Below are 13,099 nucleotides of genomic sequence, written 5' to 3'. Positions count from 1 at the left end.
TCATGCAAAGAAACGACTGGCCAACTGAAGACCCGGCAGCCTTGGGGATGGATGCCGAAAAACTGTTTGAGCTTGATCCTAAGATAAAGTCCGAATACAGCAATATAAACGGTATTGTGGTTGTGAAAAATACATGCATCGTTTATGAGCGTTATTATCATGGCTATAGACCGGAAGATACGCATCATGTGGCATCTGTAACGAAAAGCATCATATCCGCCCTCATCGGGATCGCGATAAATGCAGGATACATTAAAAACATCGACCAAAACGTTCTCGACTTTTTCCCGGAATATATACCCCATCCTGCCGACAAACAGAAACGAGACATCACCCTACGCCATCTTCTCACAATGACAGCTCCCTATCCATTTGAAGACTGGAACGAACCTCTCGACAAGATGTGCATGCAGCAAGACTGGATCACGTATACGCTGGATATGCTGGGTCAAGGAGGCACCATCGGAACATTTAAATACTCCACCGCTGGCGCGCACCTGCTATCAGCCATCATCACTCGCAGTACGGGCAAAAGCGCCCGCGAGTTTGCCAACGAACACCTGTTTAAACCGATCGGCATGAAAGAGATCCCGCAATATGAAATGAAATCATATGGCTTTGATGACCTTTTCGGTAAACATGTGAGGGGTTGGGTGAACGACCCTGACGGCAACTCAACCGGAGGATGGGGACTTACGCTGCCCCCACGGGATATGGCACGGTTTGGTTATCTTTATTTGAATCATGGTACTTGGAACAATCAACAAGTCATTCCGAGATCATGGATTGACGAATCAATAGCAATGAACCCCAATAACTACGGTTATCTATGGTGGCTGCGTGAAGAGGAAGGTGTTTTCTCATACTCAGCACTTGGCGATGGCGGCAATGTGATTTGCTGTGTTCCAGAAAAAGACCTGGTCGTAGCGATCGCATCAGAATTCACCATGAATGCTCGAGATAGGTGGCAGTTAATTAAGGAGTGCATTGTCTTGCCTATGAAAGATTAAACTTAAAATGGAGAAGAAAAGCATCGAAATAAGCAGCAGCCTTCTCAATATCTTTCTTCTTGGAGAAGGCTGCCAATAACCGCCAATTAGAAAATCTCGTCCCGTCAATTTTCTAATTTCATCGTGAACTAAATAGAGAATGAGAGTTCCTAAAAATCCCTGAAGAATTGATTTTCAAAATTTTCCATACCTACTGCCCTACTTTCAATCCTCCTTATCCTTCAGCTGAAAAGCAATCAGCTTTCCTAATGCCTCTTCAGCCGCAAACGGAGCAACCATTCCTGAAGGATGTTCATGCTCATGTTTTAGGCATTCATACATCTTCGGTTCAATGTAAGAAGGATCGATCCATGCAATACACCAGGATGCCCAAAAACGAGATTGCCCTTCACTTTCTTGAGCGATTTTGATGACAAAGGGCAGACTGGCCTTTCCGATTCTCATAAGTGAAATGGCCGCAGCCATCCTTGTATCTTCGGCATGACTTTTTAATAAACATGACAGCTCCTCCGCCGCTTCACTCGCATCTTCCCCAAACTCACCTAAAACGGCAGCCGCGATATTACGCAAAGAGCCTTCCTCTTTTAAGGCCTCAACCAAAACAGGTATTGCATCTTGTCCTGATTTCTTTAACTCCCCTATCGCTTGAACAATTGTGATCTCATTTGTATTCGCTAAATTCTGAACAGACAACGACATTTCATCACCATTTGATTTCATAAAAGAGCCCCTCTCTCGTTTGATAACAGACACTCAGAATATTTTTCGATAAGCGCCTTACCTTCCAATTAACATATAAATACCATAAGCACTGTAAATACTCCTGTGAGGAGCTAATAAAACGACTAACAAACCATTTTGACTCATATACTGGTGTACCTTGTTCGATCAAGGCAATCGTGCCGTGCTTCAGCTGTCCGCCGGCAAAGCCTTAAGAAATCTCTTTCAGCTTCAGTGCGCCTTCGACACATACAGAACGATGTCTTCCCTTGGAAGGCATATGGACTGACTTTGAACAGCTTATAAAAAAACACCCGCTTGTATTGACGAGCGGATGTTAGATCTTTCGATATGAACCTATTGAATTTTAAGAAGTAAAACAAGCCAGTGTGTTAGTGATTGATATCCTTTAGCGCCTGTTTCGGTTGTGAATGAAAACTCATTAATGATGCAATAATTGCAATCATAACCCCTAATGCACCAATCCAGGTAATCGAGGCCAATGATACGTTTTCTACAAAAACCCCGCCTATTCCTGCGCCGACTGCCATGGCGAATTGCATCATTGACTGATTCATGCTAAGCAAAACACCTGACATTTCCGGTTCTATTGTAGCCAGGTGAAATTGCTGTGTCGGACCGGTAGACCATGCGGCAAACGACCATAATATCAGAATCACCAACACTCCGACATAGGAATGGGTGACAAGTGACAGCAGAATCAGTGTGACGATATGCAATGTCATCCCGCCAACGAGTGTAAAGGGCACTCCCCATTTATCGGTGCTATATCCCCCAAACTTTGATCCAACCAAACTGGCAATCCCGAATATAAGCAAAACACCGCTAAGCAGATTGCCGCTTATTCCTGAAATGTTCAAGAGAAAAGGTGACAAATAGGTATAAGCAACAGAATATCCCCCGAGCCAGAAGAAAGTGATTGATAATCCCATCGCCACTTTCCGTTTTTTGAAAAGGGCAAGCTGTTGAAGCAAAGGTACGGGCTTATCTCCTTCAGTATGCGGAAGCGTAAAGAATATAACGGCCATTGCGATCAATCCCAACAAAGCAATTGCACCAAATACAGACTTCCAGCCTAATGCTGTTGCTATCAATCTTCCAAGCGGAACACCAATGATTAAAGAAGCGGTAAATCCCATAACGACCGTAGCGATGGCACTGCCCTGCTTTCCTTCCGGCGCAATCTTAGCGGCAATCGTTAATGCGGTGACAACAACAACACCTGCTCCCATCGCCATAATGATCCGTGCTGCAATAAACCATCCATAACCAGGCAGGACAAAGGCCAAAATATTGCCGAACACAAACAAACCGAGAGCATACATCATCAACCTGCGTCTATCCATACTTGCTGTCAATGCCATAAGTACGGGTGTAGAAAGAGCATATACAAGTGAAAAGATTGTAATGAGCTGGCCCGCGGCAGCCAAGGTTATCCCGAGTGTATCAGCAATGTGATCCAAAATTCCGGAAATGATGTACTCTGAAGTTCCGACTAAAAAGCTGACAATGGCTAAAATGTAAATTTTCCAAGTGTTAGACATAAACGTTCACTCCTTAATCATTAATATAACAACATATCACGAATTAACGATATGTTAGATCAAAAAATAAACACATCGTAATATGTCGATATGTATGGCGTAAAAATAAACATCTATTGATGTTTATTTTTATATCTCTGTTTTAAGAAAGTCAGCAAGTTTCCCAATGGCTTCTTCATCTCTTTTGTAATACGTGTACTTTCCGATTCGTTCAGCCTTAATCAGGCCGGCTCTTAAAAGGATGGTGAGATATTGGGAAGCCGTTGATTGCGTCATTTTCAATTTGTCTGTTATTTGACTGACACATACCCCGATTGTATTCATATCAATCCCTTCATGGGGTGCAAAATGACGATCAGGTTCCTTCAGCCATTGCAAAATTTGCAGCCTTGATTCATTTGATAAGGCTTTGAATACTTCAATTGGTTCCATATTGATTATTATATCGTTATATTCCGATATGTCAATTCGTTTTTTAATTTTTGATGACTGACTTTTTTTAGAATTAAAAATCTGAAGACTTATTTCAGTTTTGTTGGAGGTATTACAGAACTTAACTTTCGCTATCTACTGCTAGATTGACCATTAGAAAGCGTTGCTTTTTATATACTTTGCTCTACTTCTGCTTTTTTATTTCTCCAACAAGGACCATATCTTAATGTATCCATAACACCATAAATTTTCGCTTCAAAGCCATTATGATGCATGTGTTTGCTCACGAACAGCAACTTCCTTGACGTTTCCACGAATGCTTGTGTTTGGATATGTAAGAATGTTTTTCATGACTTTCAGTTAAAATGAATGTAATACTGTTCAAGTGTAGACTGTAAAAAAACATCCGCTCGTAACAAAAGCGGATGTTAGATCTTTCCGAAATGAACCATTGAATCTTCAGGAATAACAAGACAGTGTTTAATAAAACATTTTAACTCTCTAGATTATAATTTTTTCTCCAGATCATTACTTAATTTAAATACCATTACTCGCTCACCTGTCCGAGAGCTTAAATCTGTATGAAAACTTTTCACTTCTTCTCCAGTTATCGTTAGGATGATATTCTTAAGACCTTCTATCCCTGATTCAACTAACTCCGAACGAGTTTGTTTGATAGATAACATACCCTCTTTTGTTCCACAAACTGTATATTCAGCAGGTGTTAAAATTCCCTTTAAATTAACAATGATCATATCCCGCAATATATCAGTCTTAACAGACACAGACCCGCGCCCAAGATAATCCTTTTCCCATTGCGTAATTGACTTACTGATCTCTGATTCATAAGAACCCTTCGATTTCTTCATATATAAAACATCTCCTGGCAAAATAATTAGCAGCATATTCTATTTGTTCGTTCGTCTCATTAATATTCTCTTACAACATGTCCTTCATATACACCTTCAATATCTAAATCAGTTTTACCGTTTCTTAAGACCACTATCATTTTGGATAACATATTTTCTTCCATCATAGAGTGTACATGCAAAATACGAATGCTCCCTAAATGGGTTTCCTCAACTTCTTCATAAGATTTTAAATGATAAATATGAATTGCTTTTCTTATTACTTTTTTCAAACATTCCATATTTTCACGATCAAACGAGCTTATTTCCTCTATTGTTTTCGTGACAAAATCAGTTATATTGGCGCCCATTACATTCTCCTTAGAACTGCTTTCTCCCCTATATGGGTGTAGAAGCTGACCACCTCACTCCATCATGACAAGCAATGATCAGGTAAGGCTTGACCTGTTTTACTAGAAGGAACCTCCTCAATTGAGGACTCCCCATCCTTATGATCAACGATTAAACCTCTAACTTTAACATATGACGGCACAAGTGGATGTTGGCGTATGATATCAACACTTTTTTCAATCGTGCCGCTGTTATTTTCATTTAGCCACTCATCGACCGTACCGCCTAAAAATTCAGGCTTGCAATGTTGAAAGAGATAATCCAATGTTTGTATTTTATCTTTCATTGTTTCAAGTTGAGTGAGTCCATAACCTGTTGAAGTCCGCTTATCTTTGGTTCCTACTACAAAAACCTCCTCAACATCTTCCTGGTAAATCGCAAAAATAACAGACCTCATGATTTCTCCATAAGGATGTGAGATAGCGGCACCATAGCTTTGTATAGTCAGCATATTTTCTGCTGGAGTGTTAGTCATTTCTTGTAAAATAGGCTCCAAACCGTTTTCCATGTCCGTCAAAAATAATACTTTTTTATTTTGATTTACATTCATATAGCACACCTCTTCTACATGTTTATCATTTTTATATTGAGTAACAAATCCATTTGATAACTGTTTAAAATTATAATTACCAGCTTTCCCAACATCCTTCTGGATCAATACTAGCCAGTCGAACCCATCCATTTTGAACTTTCTGCTGAAATACTGGGTCATTATCTAATAACCGTTCTACATGCTGTCTAGGTGCTTGAATGACAATCAACAAACGAAGAGGAGAATGATAAGCCTCATGATCTGATTGCATGACGGATTGCCAAGGCAGTCCGGCTAACAAGTCACTTGCATTCCCCTGCATAACTCCGAGACCTGCAGTAACGGTTTGAGTTGCTTTATTTCCGCTGCCATAATAATGAGGTGCTACTGTTGATGCGTAATATTGTAAATTAATCCATTGGGCCACAGTTCCAGGTCCTGCGATAATATTTGCTAGGAGTTCACCGTTTTCATCCTGCTTCCAATCATAATTATGAAGAAAGGCTCTTCCTTCCAAATCACAATCCTGAGTGAGTTCACGTTGCCCGATAATAAAAGCGGCATTACGAGCCAGTCCCCATTCCGGACGTATCTCACTCCAATCTTCCGCAAATCGGTGTGCCTCAGCCTTCGGGTTTTTAAGTTTCGATTGGACATTCGGTAATTGGGCCAGACGTTCTGCATTAACGTTATGTCTCACTTTCGGCATAATAGCTTCAATATGGTCAAATGCTTCCTGTGCAGCTTCGGAAAGCTCTGGTACATAAAGCCAGTGTAATTCATCCACCGTTGTATTATGTTCAGCAGCAGCAAAAACCGTATCCTCAGGGATTTTCATTCCTTCAGTTAATAGAGCTTCTCTTACCTCTGAAAGATTACATAAAGCAGCTAAAACTCTTGCATTGAATCCACCGGCCGCTCCACCGCAGGCACCACAATCAAGAGCAGCGGCATAAGGATTATTGGTGCTTTGGCTGCCATGTCCGCAAATCACGACCAATGGGGCGATATTCTCTGTTAACCCCATCATTTTTAATGCTTGGCGAGCATAGTTTACTTTTTCTTCATCAGTAAAACCCAAAGGTATTTCTGCCTCTGTAGCATCATGATGAAGCGAGAGTTTTGTATCAGGTTTGCGCAACCAAGCCTCACGGAGATGACGAATGAAACGACCCGCCTTTCTTGGCACAAAGCTACGGGCTGCCATTTGCAGAGTAAGCCAAGGTCCACTTAGCTCAGGCAGTAGTAAGCTCGAAAGCACATTCTGCTTCATCGTTTTAAATGTATGGCTTAAAGAATGAAACGCTTGCGTTCGTTGGTTGTATTTTTCGAGTACATCTTCATCTACAAACTCTTTAACTTTATGTTGTGGTTTTTGTATGATCGGCAAGGAGGCATGACTGTGTTTACTGCCAAGTTCACAAGTTGCAATTGGCACCCCAAAGAAACCAGCCATACCAATCGTTTCAAACGGCCCTTCTTTTTCCAGTTGACGACGAAAAGGTTCTGATCGCACATCGATGCAGAATGCTAATTGAGCTAATGCAGATTTTTTACCGTTGGTTTCACGTTGCTTCGAGATGATCTTCTGACTTAATCGATCAGTGTATGTTTGTTCCCAAGCTTCTAACCAAAGTTTCCTGCGAAGTTTCTCATCAAAGCTGTAGGCAAATGATAAATATTCGTTTTGTTCATCAGCCGACATCTGTGACCATTCCTCTAATGTAAGTCCCCCCCAGTGAATCCAAGCTGCTAAAAGGGGAGGAATCGAAACGTTTCTCTCAGATCGTTTATTAGTGAAAGGTAAATATGGCTTTATAAGGGCCCACTCCATAGATATTCGAACTGCTAAATATTCTGTTAGGAGTGCTTGTTCTTGGCTCGATTGTTGGGAGCGCCATAGCATCATCCCTGCCCATCCAGGTAAGGAAAGTAAATGACCTTCAAGATAACGCTGGATTTCTGATTCGGGGATTTCTAACGCGAATAACGCTTTTTGTAAAGCCAAATGTGCCTCTTGCGGCCAGCCTTTTAACCTTTCACGCTGCTTTTTACTAAGTGCTGGATCATATTGAATGAGATGCTGCCAGGCACGATAGAAACCTTCCTCACGATTTGGCATTGTCCAACCTGCTTGAGAGTCATCAAGATATAATTTAGACCACTTAATGACATGATGATCCAGTATATTGACTAACCTTTCACCATCCTGATTCTCGATATACGAACTGATTGGTTGCATAAAAACATTCTCGATATGATCCAGTCCACTGCATTCATTCACCAATTGCTCCAGCTTATGTGGTGATAAAAGGTTGGAAGGCAGTGGTTCTAATTTTAATCCAGCATGACAAAATCGCTCTGCCACGTCCCGTGGGATGTTAAAAGAATGTGAATCAAGCCAACCCTGTAGCCCCATTTCCAAAAAGTCTTCATCAATCTCGCCTTTATTCTTTGCTGAACGGATCATAGACACACTAGGGTATATATCAACATCACGAGTATTTTTCAGCCAGCTTGCAACCTGATCAAAAGGTTGGTTTTCAAGTCCCATCCACGGATTACGTGCAGCAAATGTAGAAATAGGCCAGAGTGGCGCAATGACTCGGCTGGCAGATGTAATGAAAACGTGAATATCACTTTCTTGAACATCAATATCTGTATCTTTGTTTTTTACATTTTCTTTCGTTAATACGGATGTAATGCCCATCTCTGATTAGCTCCTTATGATAAATATTGTTTAAGGTAGTCTGGGTGACTCTCTACTGACTTTGGTTTTGCTTCACCTAATCGCACTAACCAAAGATAGATTACCGCGGAGAAAACGGAAGAACGATGACGAGCAACCCAAGTACCTAAAGTACTGCCAAATAGTAAGAGACATACGACAATGATGACAGCTGACATTGGAGGTTGAATACTTTGAAAAACGCTTGTATGCAGCCACTTATAGAAGAGGTTATGAATGATAAAATAAACAAAGGCTGCTCCGCCTAAACATGTTAAGCCGGCAATTCGACCCAATCTTCCCTCTCCAAAAGCTACAAGCTGAGTCCAAGAAACGGACAATGACCACCCTAAAATCAGCGCACTAATGAATTGATACCCCTCTCCAGGAGCAGCGAGCCAAAAAGCAACGCCTATACCTAAGGATAAAACCCGACCAGCCATGATCCATAAATAGGATGTTCCTTTATTAGCGCGAGCTGATACTTCATGACTTCGTACTGCCGAACCAGCCTGTAAAAACAACGTAGCTTTGAATAAGCCATGTAAAATAAGATGAATAATGGCTGCGATATAGGCTCCTAATGCGCACTGAATGAGCATGAACCCCATTTGTGCAATCGTGGAGCCTACTAACTGGCGTTTATAATCAACCTGGACTAAACTAATGCCAGTTCCAATCAATACTGAGATGCTAGCAAGCATAAGTAAAATAATCGAAGCTATACCTCCATTAAATAAAGGAGAAAATCGAGCCAGTATGATCCCGCCTGCATTTACTAAACCTGCATGCATAATCGCAGAAACAGGAGTTGGAGCAACAATAGACTCAATTAACCATCTTTGGAATGGCCATTGAGCCGCAGGAATCATCACTGCTAATACAATCAATAGATTAATCCCTGTTCTCTCCCATGCCCCAAATTGAGATAAGCTTTCATTTGTTAAAACCAATGATAACTGCCATTGACCTGTAACTTGAAAAAGCCAAACCATCGCGAAACACAAAGAAAACCAACTTACCAAAAATAAGCGACCAGAAACCTTGGCTGCTTCACTAGCGACTTGCCAAGCACTGTTTAACCTAATAAGCAGGGTTAAACCGACAAGAGTTGCTCCCCAAGAAATAACCATCAAGCGGAGATCACCACTTAACCATGCAATTGAAGCAGCACCTGTAGTGAAAGTAAAAAGCGTAAAATATTTTCGATAAGATCGGTCTCCCATTAAGTAACGTACAGAAAAACGCTGAATGATTAAACCAATTGTCAAAACAAAGAAAGTCATTAACCAAGCTAAGGAATCGAAGTGCCAAGGGCCAACATTTCCTTCCACACTCTTTTTGGCAAGATTCACTAAGGAAACCAAAGGCGGAAAAGCCAAGATACCAATATGAATGCGGACATAACTCAAGGGTACGCGTGGATGTAAAAACAATAGTCCACTTATCCCAGAAGCAATAAGCGTAATAAAAAATAATGTTAATAATGATGATAAGCTCAGCGAAACTAACATTCTAACTTCTCCCTTTTTTAGATCTCGTTATTGTTCAAAAGACCTTTAAATCAGATCATTTTTTTCTATTATTTAATACAATTTTTATCTATCTCCATTTTTTCCCAACAAAAAAGCCGACAACTTCAAAATTTCAATGATTATGCTAGATCATTGAATCTTGAAAATTGTCGGCTTCACTTCAACTAACTTCTGCGAAGTTTTTTGAAGAGCTACCTTATTATGGGTCATTTTACTTTATGCTATGTTTTAACTTCCTCTAAAGAAGTCATCGTTAAAACCTTTATTTCGTCCTTTAATTATAAAATCAAACGATTTATGTTTCTCTTCTTTGTTTATTAGATACTTTTTCATCCAGTCAAGATTAAAAATAAATATTAAAAGGATGCTAAAGTCCTAATTATTTTAACAAACGAAAATCAACATCTGCGCCGATTATTAAGTTACATATAAGATATGCTAAATTTTAAAAGTTGTCAAGCTGTTGGAATACAGAGAATGACGTATCAAACCCTTCCTTCCCTCTGAAGATACATCCTGAACATTTAACCAAGGCTCATCATATCTACCATTCTATTAACCCATGAAATGATGGTAGCTTCTGCATCGCTGGTTTAAATGAACTAAGACATTTACATAACTCCTGGTTTTAAAAAGCATAGTAACTGTTCTTACATTAAAACTCATTTTATTACTCATTGCTAGATGAAGCTTGCTTTTCCAGATCGAGGAGCAGTGTCTTCATTTCAAATCCACCCCGATAGCCAGTTAATGAGCCATTCTTTCCTATTACACGATGGCACGGTACAGTAATTAATGCCGGATTAGCCCCAATAGCGGCGCCTACAGCTCGAACAGCTGCGGGTTTATTTATATGATTTGCAATGTCGGAATAGGATCTCGTTTGTCCATAAGGGATCTCACAAAGTGCATTCCAGACTGCTAGCTGAAATGTCGTACCCACGTACTCAATTGGAACAGTAAAGTTTTTCCGGTTTCCTTCTAGATACTGAGTAATTTCAACGACATAGGGATCAAGCTTTTCATCATCTTCAACAAGAGGACTTCCTGGAAAGCGTTTCTTAGCCCATTCGAACAATTCCTCGAATGGTTTGTTCTGTGAACCTACAAACACAAGCCCCTTTGACGTTGAAGCAATATACAAATTCCAATTCTTAAACATTAGTAAAGACCAATAAAGGGTTGGTTTACTCTTTGTTTCCATTGTATGCTTCCTCCACTTTACTCATTTGACGAAATTGTGCTGGTGTCTTTCCAGTTTTCTTTTTAAATAAGGTAATAAAATAAGACGCGTTGGCCATACCCACACATATGGCGATATCCCCAATCGCTTTATTTGTTTGAATCAAATACTTTTTGGCCGCGTGTACTCTAACTTGTTGTATATACTCAACCAGCGTTATGCCTTTAATCTTTTTAAATGTTCGATGCATATGATACGGACTCCCATGACAAATATTTGCTAACGATTCTAGAGTTAATTTTTCTGTGAAATTTTTATCAATGTATTCAGTAATGAAATCAATCCACTCGCTATCAGGCAGATTTTCATTAGTGGGCCTGCAACGTTTACAAGGGCGAAAATTTGCGCGGAGAGCTTGTTCTGCGTTTGGAAAGATGCACACATTCTCTTTTTTCGGAACGCGAGATTTACAGGATGGTTTACAGAATATCCCTGTCGACTTTACAGCATATAAAAATTGATTATTGTACGCTGCATCATTATTTATAATTGCTTGCCACTGTTCATCTGTTATTATTTCTACATCATTCGAAATTCTATGGTCATGGCTCTCTTTATGTCCGTTATTGATACTATCCGGCATTTATCTCACCTCTCCTTACAATATACTCCCTACTCATCTAATTCATTTTAAATTTAATCCCAATTTAAATATTCGACACGTGTTTTTTTTATCTTGGGCCATTTTTATCTACTCCCGTTTAGCATTCTTGATAACTACACTATAACCTCATAAATAGAAAAAAATAAGGTGGTTAGAATGTAATAGCAAGATAACAAAATGAGTAAAGCTTATTATGTGATAAAGTAAAATTTCAATCAGTTTGAGTTTTCTTATAATTATTTAAGATAAGGAGAATGAAAAAGTGATATGGCATGAAGTCAAAGACGTTATTGTCATTACATTACCTGAAGATTTCGACATGAATGTTAACCTAGGCTATCTAAATAGGGAAAAAAATGAATGCATGTATGAAATAGAGAACGATATCATTACAAAGGTTATTGCCATAGGGGAAATTCGCTCCTTAGTACAGGTAAGCGTAATCAATAATAAACAAATGGTTGTTCAATTCCTAAACGATTCTAGACCTATTGAAAAGTGGAAACGGGAAGAGATTGTAAAATATATTCATGAATGGTTTGATCTAGATAACGATTTAACACCATTTTATGAAATGGCAAAAGCAGATCCATTACTTAAAATGCCTGCCCGAAAATTTTATGGATTACGCGTTATCGGCATTCCCGATTTATTTGAGGCTTTATGTTGGGGCGTTTTAGGGCAACAAATTAACTTAGCCTTCGCGTACTCCTTAAAGAAGCAATTTGTAGAAGGATTTGGCGATTCTATCGAATGGAATGGTAAAAAGTATTGGGTGTTCCCACCGTACGAACGAATTGCACGGTTAACACCTACCGACTTAGCAGATATTAAAATGACGGTAAAAAAAAGTGAATATATCATTGGAATTGCCAGATTAATGGAAAGCAGAGAATTATCGAGGGAAAAATTCATGAAAATGAACGTTAAAGATGCTGAAAAAAACTTAACTAAAATACGAGGAATCGGCCCTTGGACAGCCAATTATGTTCTAATGCGCTGTCTTAGGTTCCCGACAGCTTTTCCAATCGATGATGTGGGACTTATGAATTCGATTAAATTATTACGTAATATGAACCGAAAACCTACGAAAGATGAAATCTTAGAAATATCGTTACCATGGAAAAAATGGGAATCATACGCTACCTTTTATTTGTGGCGTGTCCTTTACTGAATAATTACACCTTAAACCGGAATATACTCAATAATAAGAGAATGAACTTTAAATTCTCATTCAATAACTCCTCTTTCATTTTAATTGTACGTGCGACTTCATGAATTCCTTGCCCTTTATTAATTGTGAATAAATTCGTAATCTCTTTTAACCTTGCTGACCGAGCTAATGAGGAAACATATTGAATCTTGAGCCATGGCCGATAGTCTATTCCTGTTCCTGTACCACGACCTTCTTTAATCCATTTTTCCACTTTTCTTTTGGACATAAAAACACCCCTTTAGACAATCATATCCA

13 protein-coding genes are annotated in these 13,099 nt (G+C 39.4%); 2 read left to right on the top strand and 11 right to left on the bottom strand.

What is annotated here, in order from left to right:
• Nucleotides 1–2 precede the first annotated feature (2 nt).
• Nucleotides 3–1,010, top strand: a complete 1,008-nt coding sequence (locus NST56_RS01210; RefSeq protein ID WP_339179393.1) for a serine hydrolase — start codon at nt 3–5, stop codon at nt 1,008–1,010.
• Between the two features lie 204 nt (nt 1,011–1,214).
• Here the strand turns inward: NST56_RS01210 and NST56_RS01205 are convergent, their stop codons facing one another.
• The 10 genes from NST56_RS01205 to NST56_RS01160 all read right to left on the bottom strand — a co-directional run bounded on the left by NST56_RS01205 (nt 1,215) and on the right by NST56_RS01160 (nt 11,607).
• Nucleotides 1,215–1,730 (bottom strand): HEAT repeat domain-containing protein, encoded by a 516-nt coding sequence (locus NST56_RS01205; protein WP_339179390.1) that lies wholly within the window; start codon nt 1,728–1,730, stop codon nt 1,215–1,217.
• Between the two features lie 392 nt (nt 1,731–2,122).
• Entirely contained in the window at nt 2,123–3,295 is a 1,173-nt protein-coding gene (locus tag NST56_RS01200) for an MFS transporter (RefSeq protein WP_339179389.1), read from the bottom strand.
• A gap of 129 nt (nt 3,296–3,424) precedes the next feature.
• Nucleotides 3,425–3,727: a metalloregulator ArsR/SmtB family transcription factor gene (locus NST56_RS01195; protein WP_003234907.1), complete on the bottom strand. Its 303-nt coding sequence runs from the start codon at nt 3,725–3,727 to the stop codon at nt 3,425–3,427.
• Between the two features lie 506 nt (nt 3,728–4,233).
• Nucleotides 4,234–4,596: a DUF2294 domain-containing protein gene (locus tag NST56_RS01190; protein ID WP_010332827.1), complete on the bottom strand. Its 363-nt coding sequence runs from the start codon at nt 4,594–4,596 to the stop codon at nt 4,234–4,236.
• Between the two features lie 59 nt (nt 4,597–4,655).
• Nucleotides 4,656–4,946: a DUF6407 family protein gene (locus NST56_RS01185; protein WP_339179386.1), complete on the bottom strand. Its 291-nt coding sequence runs from the start codon at nt 4,944–4,946 to the stop codon at nt 4,656–4,658.
• 62 nt (nt 4,947–5,008) lie between these two features.
• Entirely contained in the window at nt 5,009–5,536 is a 528-nt protein-coding gene (locus tag NST56_RS01180; protein WP_339179384.1) for a carbonic anhydrase, read from the bottom strand.
• Nucleotides 5,537–5,612: 76 nt separating this feature from the next.
• Nucleotides 5,613–8,228: a YbcC family protein gene (locus NST56_RS01175; protein ID WP_339179382.1), complete on the bottom strand. Its 2,616-nt coding sequence runs from the start codon at nt 8,226–8,228 to the stop codon at nt 5,613–5,615.
• 14 nt (nt 8,229–8,242) lie between these two features.
• Complete coding sequence (locus NST56_RS01170) at nt 8,243–9,760, bottom strand: NADH dehydrogenase subunit 5 (protein WP_339179379.1); 1,518 nt, start codon at nt 9,758–9,760, stop codon at nt 8,243–8,245.
• Between the two features lie 691 nt (nt 9,761–10,451).
• Nucleotides 10,452–10,985 (bottom strand): methylated-DNA--[protein]-cysteine S-methyltransferase, encoded by a 534-nt coding sequence (gene adaB, locus NST56_RS01165; protein WP_339179377.1) that lies wholly within the window; start codon nt 10,983–10,985, stop codon nt 10,452–10,454.
• Entirely contained in the window at nt 10,969–11,607 is a 639-nt protein-coding gene (locus tag NST56_RS01160) for a bifunctional transcriptional activator/DNA repair enzyme AdaA (RefSeq protein ID WP_339179374.1), read from the bottom strand. Before NST56_RS01160 ends, adaB begins: the two co-directional genes overlap by 17 nt.
• Nucleotides 11,608–11,890: 283 nt before the next feature.
• Here NST56_RS01160 and NST56_RS01155 point away from each other — a divergent pair, with 283 nt between their 5' ends.
• The gene (locus NST56_RS01155) at nt 11,891–12,802 is read left to right on the top strand and encodes a DNA-3-methyladenine glycosylase (protein ID WP_339179372.1); all 912 of its coding nucleotides are present in this window, start codon (nt 11,891–11,893) and stop codon (nt 12,800–12,802) included.
• A gap of 4 nt (nt 12,803–12,806) precedes the next feature.
• Here the strand turns inward: NST56_RS01155 and NST56_RS01150 are convergent, their stop codons facing one another.
• Entirely contained in the window at nt 12,807–13,070 is a 264-nt protein-coding gene (locus NST56_RS01150) for a transposase (protein WP_339179370.1), read from the bottom strand.
• Nucleotides 13,071–13,099 lie beyond the last annotated feature (29 nt).

The organism is Bacillus sp. FSL R5-0560, assembly GCF_037966305.1.
In the GTDB taxonomy this organism is placed as follows: domain Bacteria; phylum Bacillota; class Bacilli; order Bacillales; family Bacillaceae; genus Bacillus; species Bacillus mojavensis.
The sequence above is the reverse complement of the archived record's forward strand: the minus strand, read 5'-3'. Positions and strand labels throughout refer to the sequence as shown.

What these genes read in the sequence shown, in the direction of transcription:
- NST56_RS01210 (WP_339179393.1), top strand. Translation starts at nt 3, where the DNA reads ATGCAAAGAAACGACTGGCCAACTGAAGACCCGGCAGCCTTGGGGATG.
- NST56_RS01205 (WP_339179390.1), bottom strand. Translation starts at nt 1,730, where the DNA reads ATGAAATCAAATGGTGATGAAATGTCGTTGTCTGTTCAGAATTTAGCG.
- NST56_RS01200 (WP_339179389.1), bottom strand. Translation starts at nt 3,295, where the DNA reads ATGTCTAACACTTGGAAAATTTACATTTTAGCCATTGTCAGCTTTTTA.
- NST56_RS01195 (WP_003234907.1), bottom strand. Translation starts at nt 3,727, where the DNA reads ATGGAACCAATTGAAGTATTCAAAGCCTTATCAAATGAATCAAGGCTG.
- NST56_RS01190 (WP_010332827.1), bottom strand. Translation starts at nt 4,596, where the DNA reads ATGAAGAAATCGAAGGGTTCTTATGAATCAGAGATCAGTAAGTCAATT.
- NST56_RS01185 (WP_339179386.1), bottom strand. Translation starts at nt 4,946, where the DNA reads ATGGGCGCCAATATAACTGATTTTGTCACGAAAACAATAGAGGAAATA.
- NST56_RS01180 (WP_339179384.1), bottom strand. Translation starts at nt 5,536, where the DNA reads ATGAATGTAAATCAAAATAAAAAAGTATTATTTTTGACGGACATGGAA.
- NST56_RS01175 (WP_339179382.1), bottom strand. Translation starts at nt 8,228, where the DNA reads ATGGGCATTACATCCGTATTAACGAAAGAAAATGTAAAAAACAAAGAT.
- NST56_RS01170 (WP_339179379.1), bottom strand. Translation starts at nt 9,760, where the DNA reads ATGTTAGTTTCGCTGAGCTTATCATCATTATTAACATTATTTTTTATT.
- adaB (WP_339179377.1), bottom strand. Translation starts at nt 10,985, where the DNA reads ATGGAAACAAAGAGTAAACCAACCCTTTATTGGTCTTTACTAATGTTT.
- NST56_RS01160 (WP_339179374.1), bottom strand. Translation starts at nt 11,607, where the DNA reads ATGCCGGATAGTATCAATAACGGACATAAAGAGAGCCATGACCATAGA.
- NST56_RS01150 (WP_339179370.1), bottom strand. Translation starts at nt 13,070, where the DNA reads ATGTCCAAAAGAAAAGTGGAAAAATGGATTAAAGAAGGTCGTGGTACA.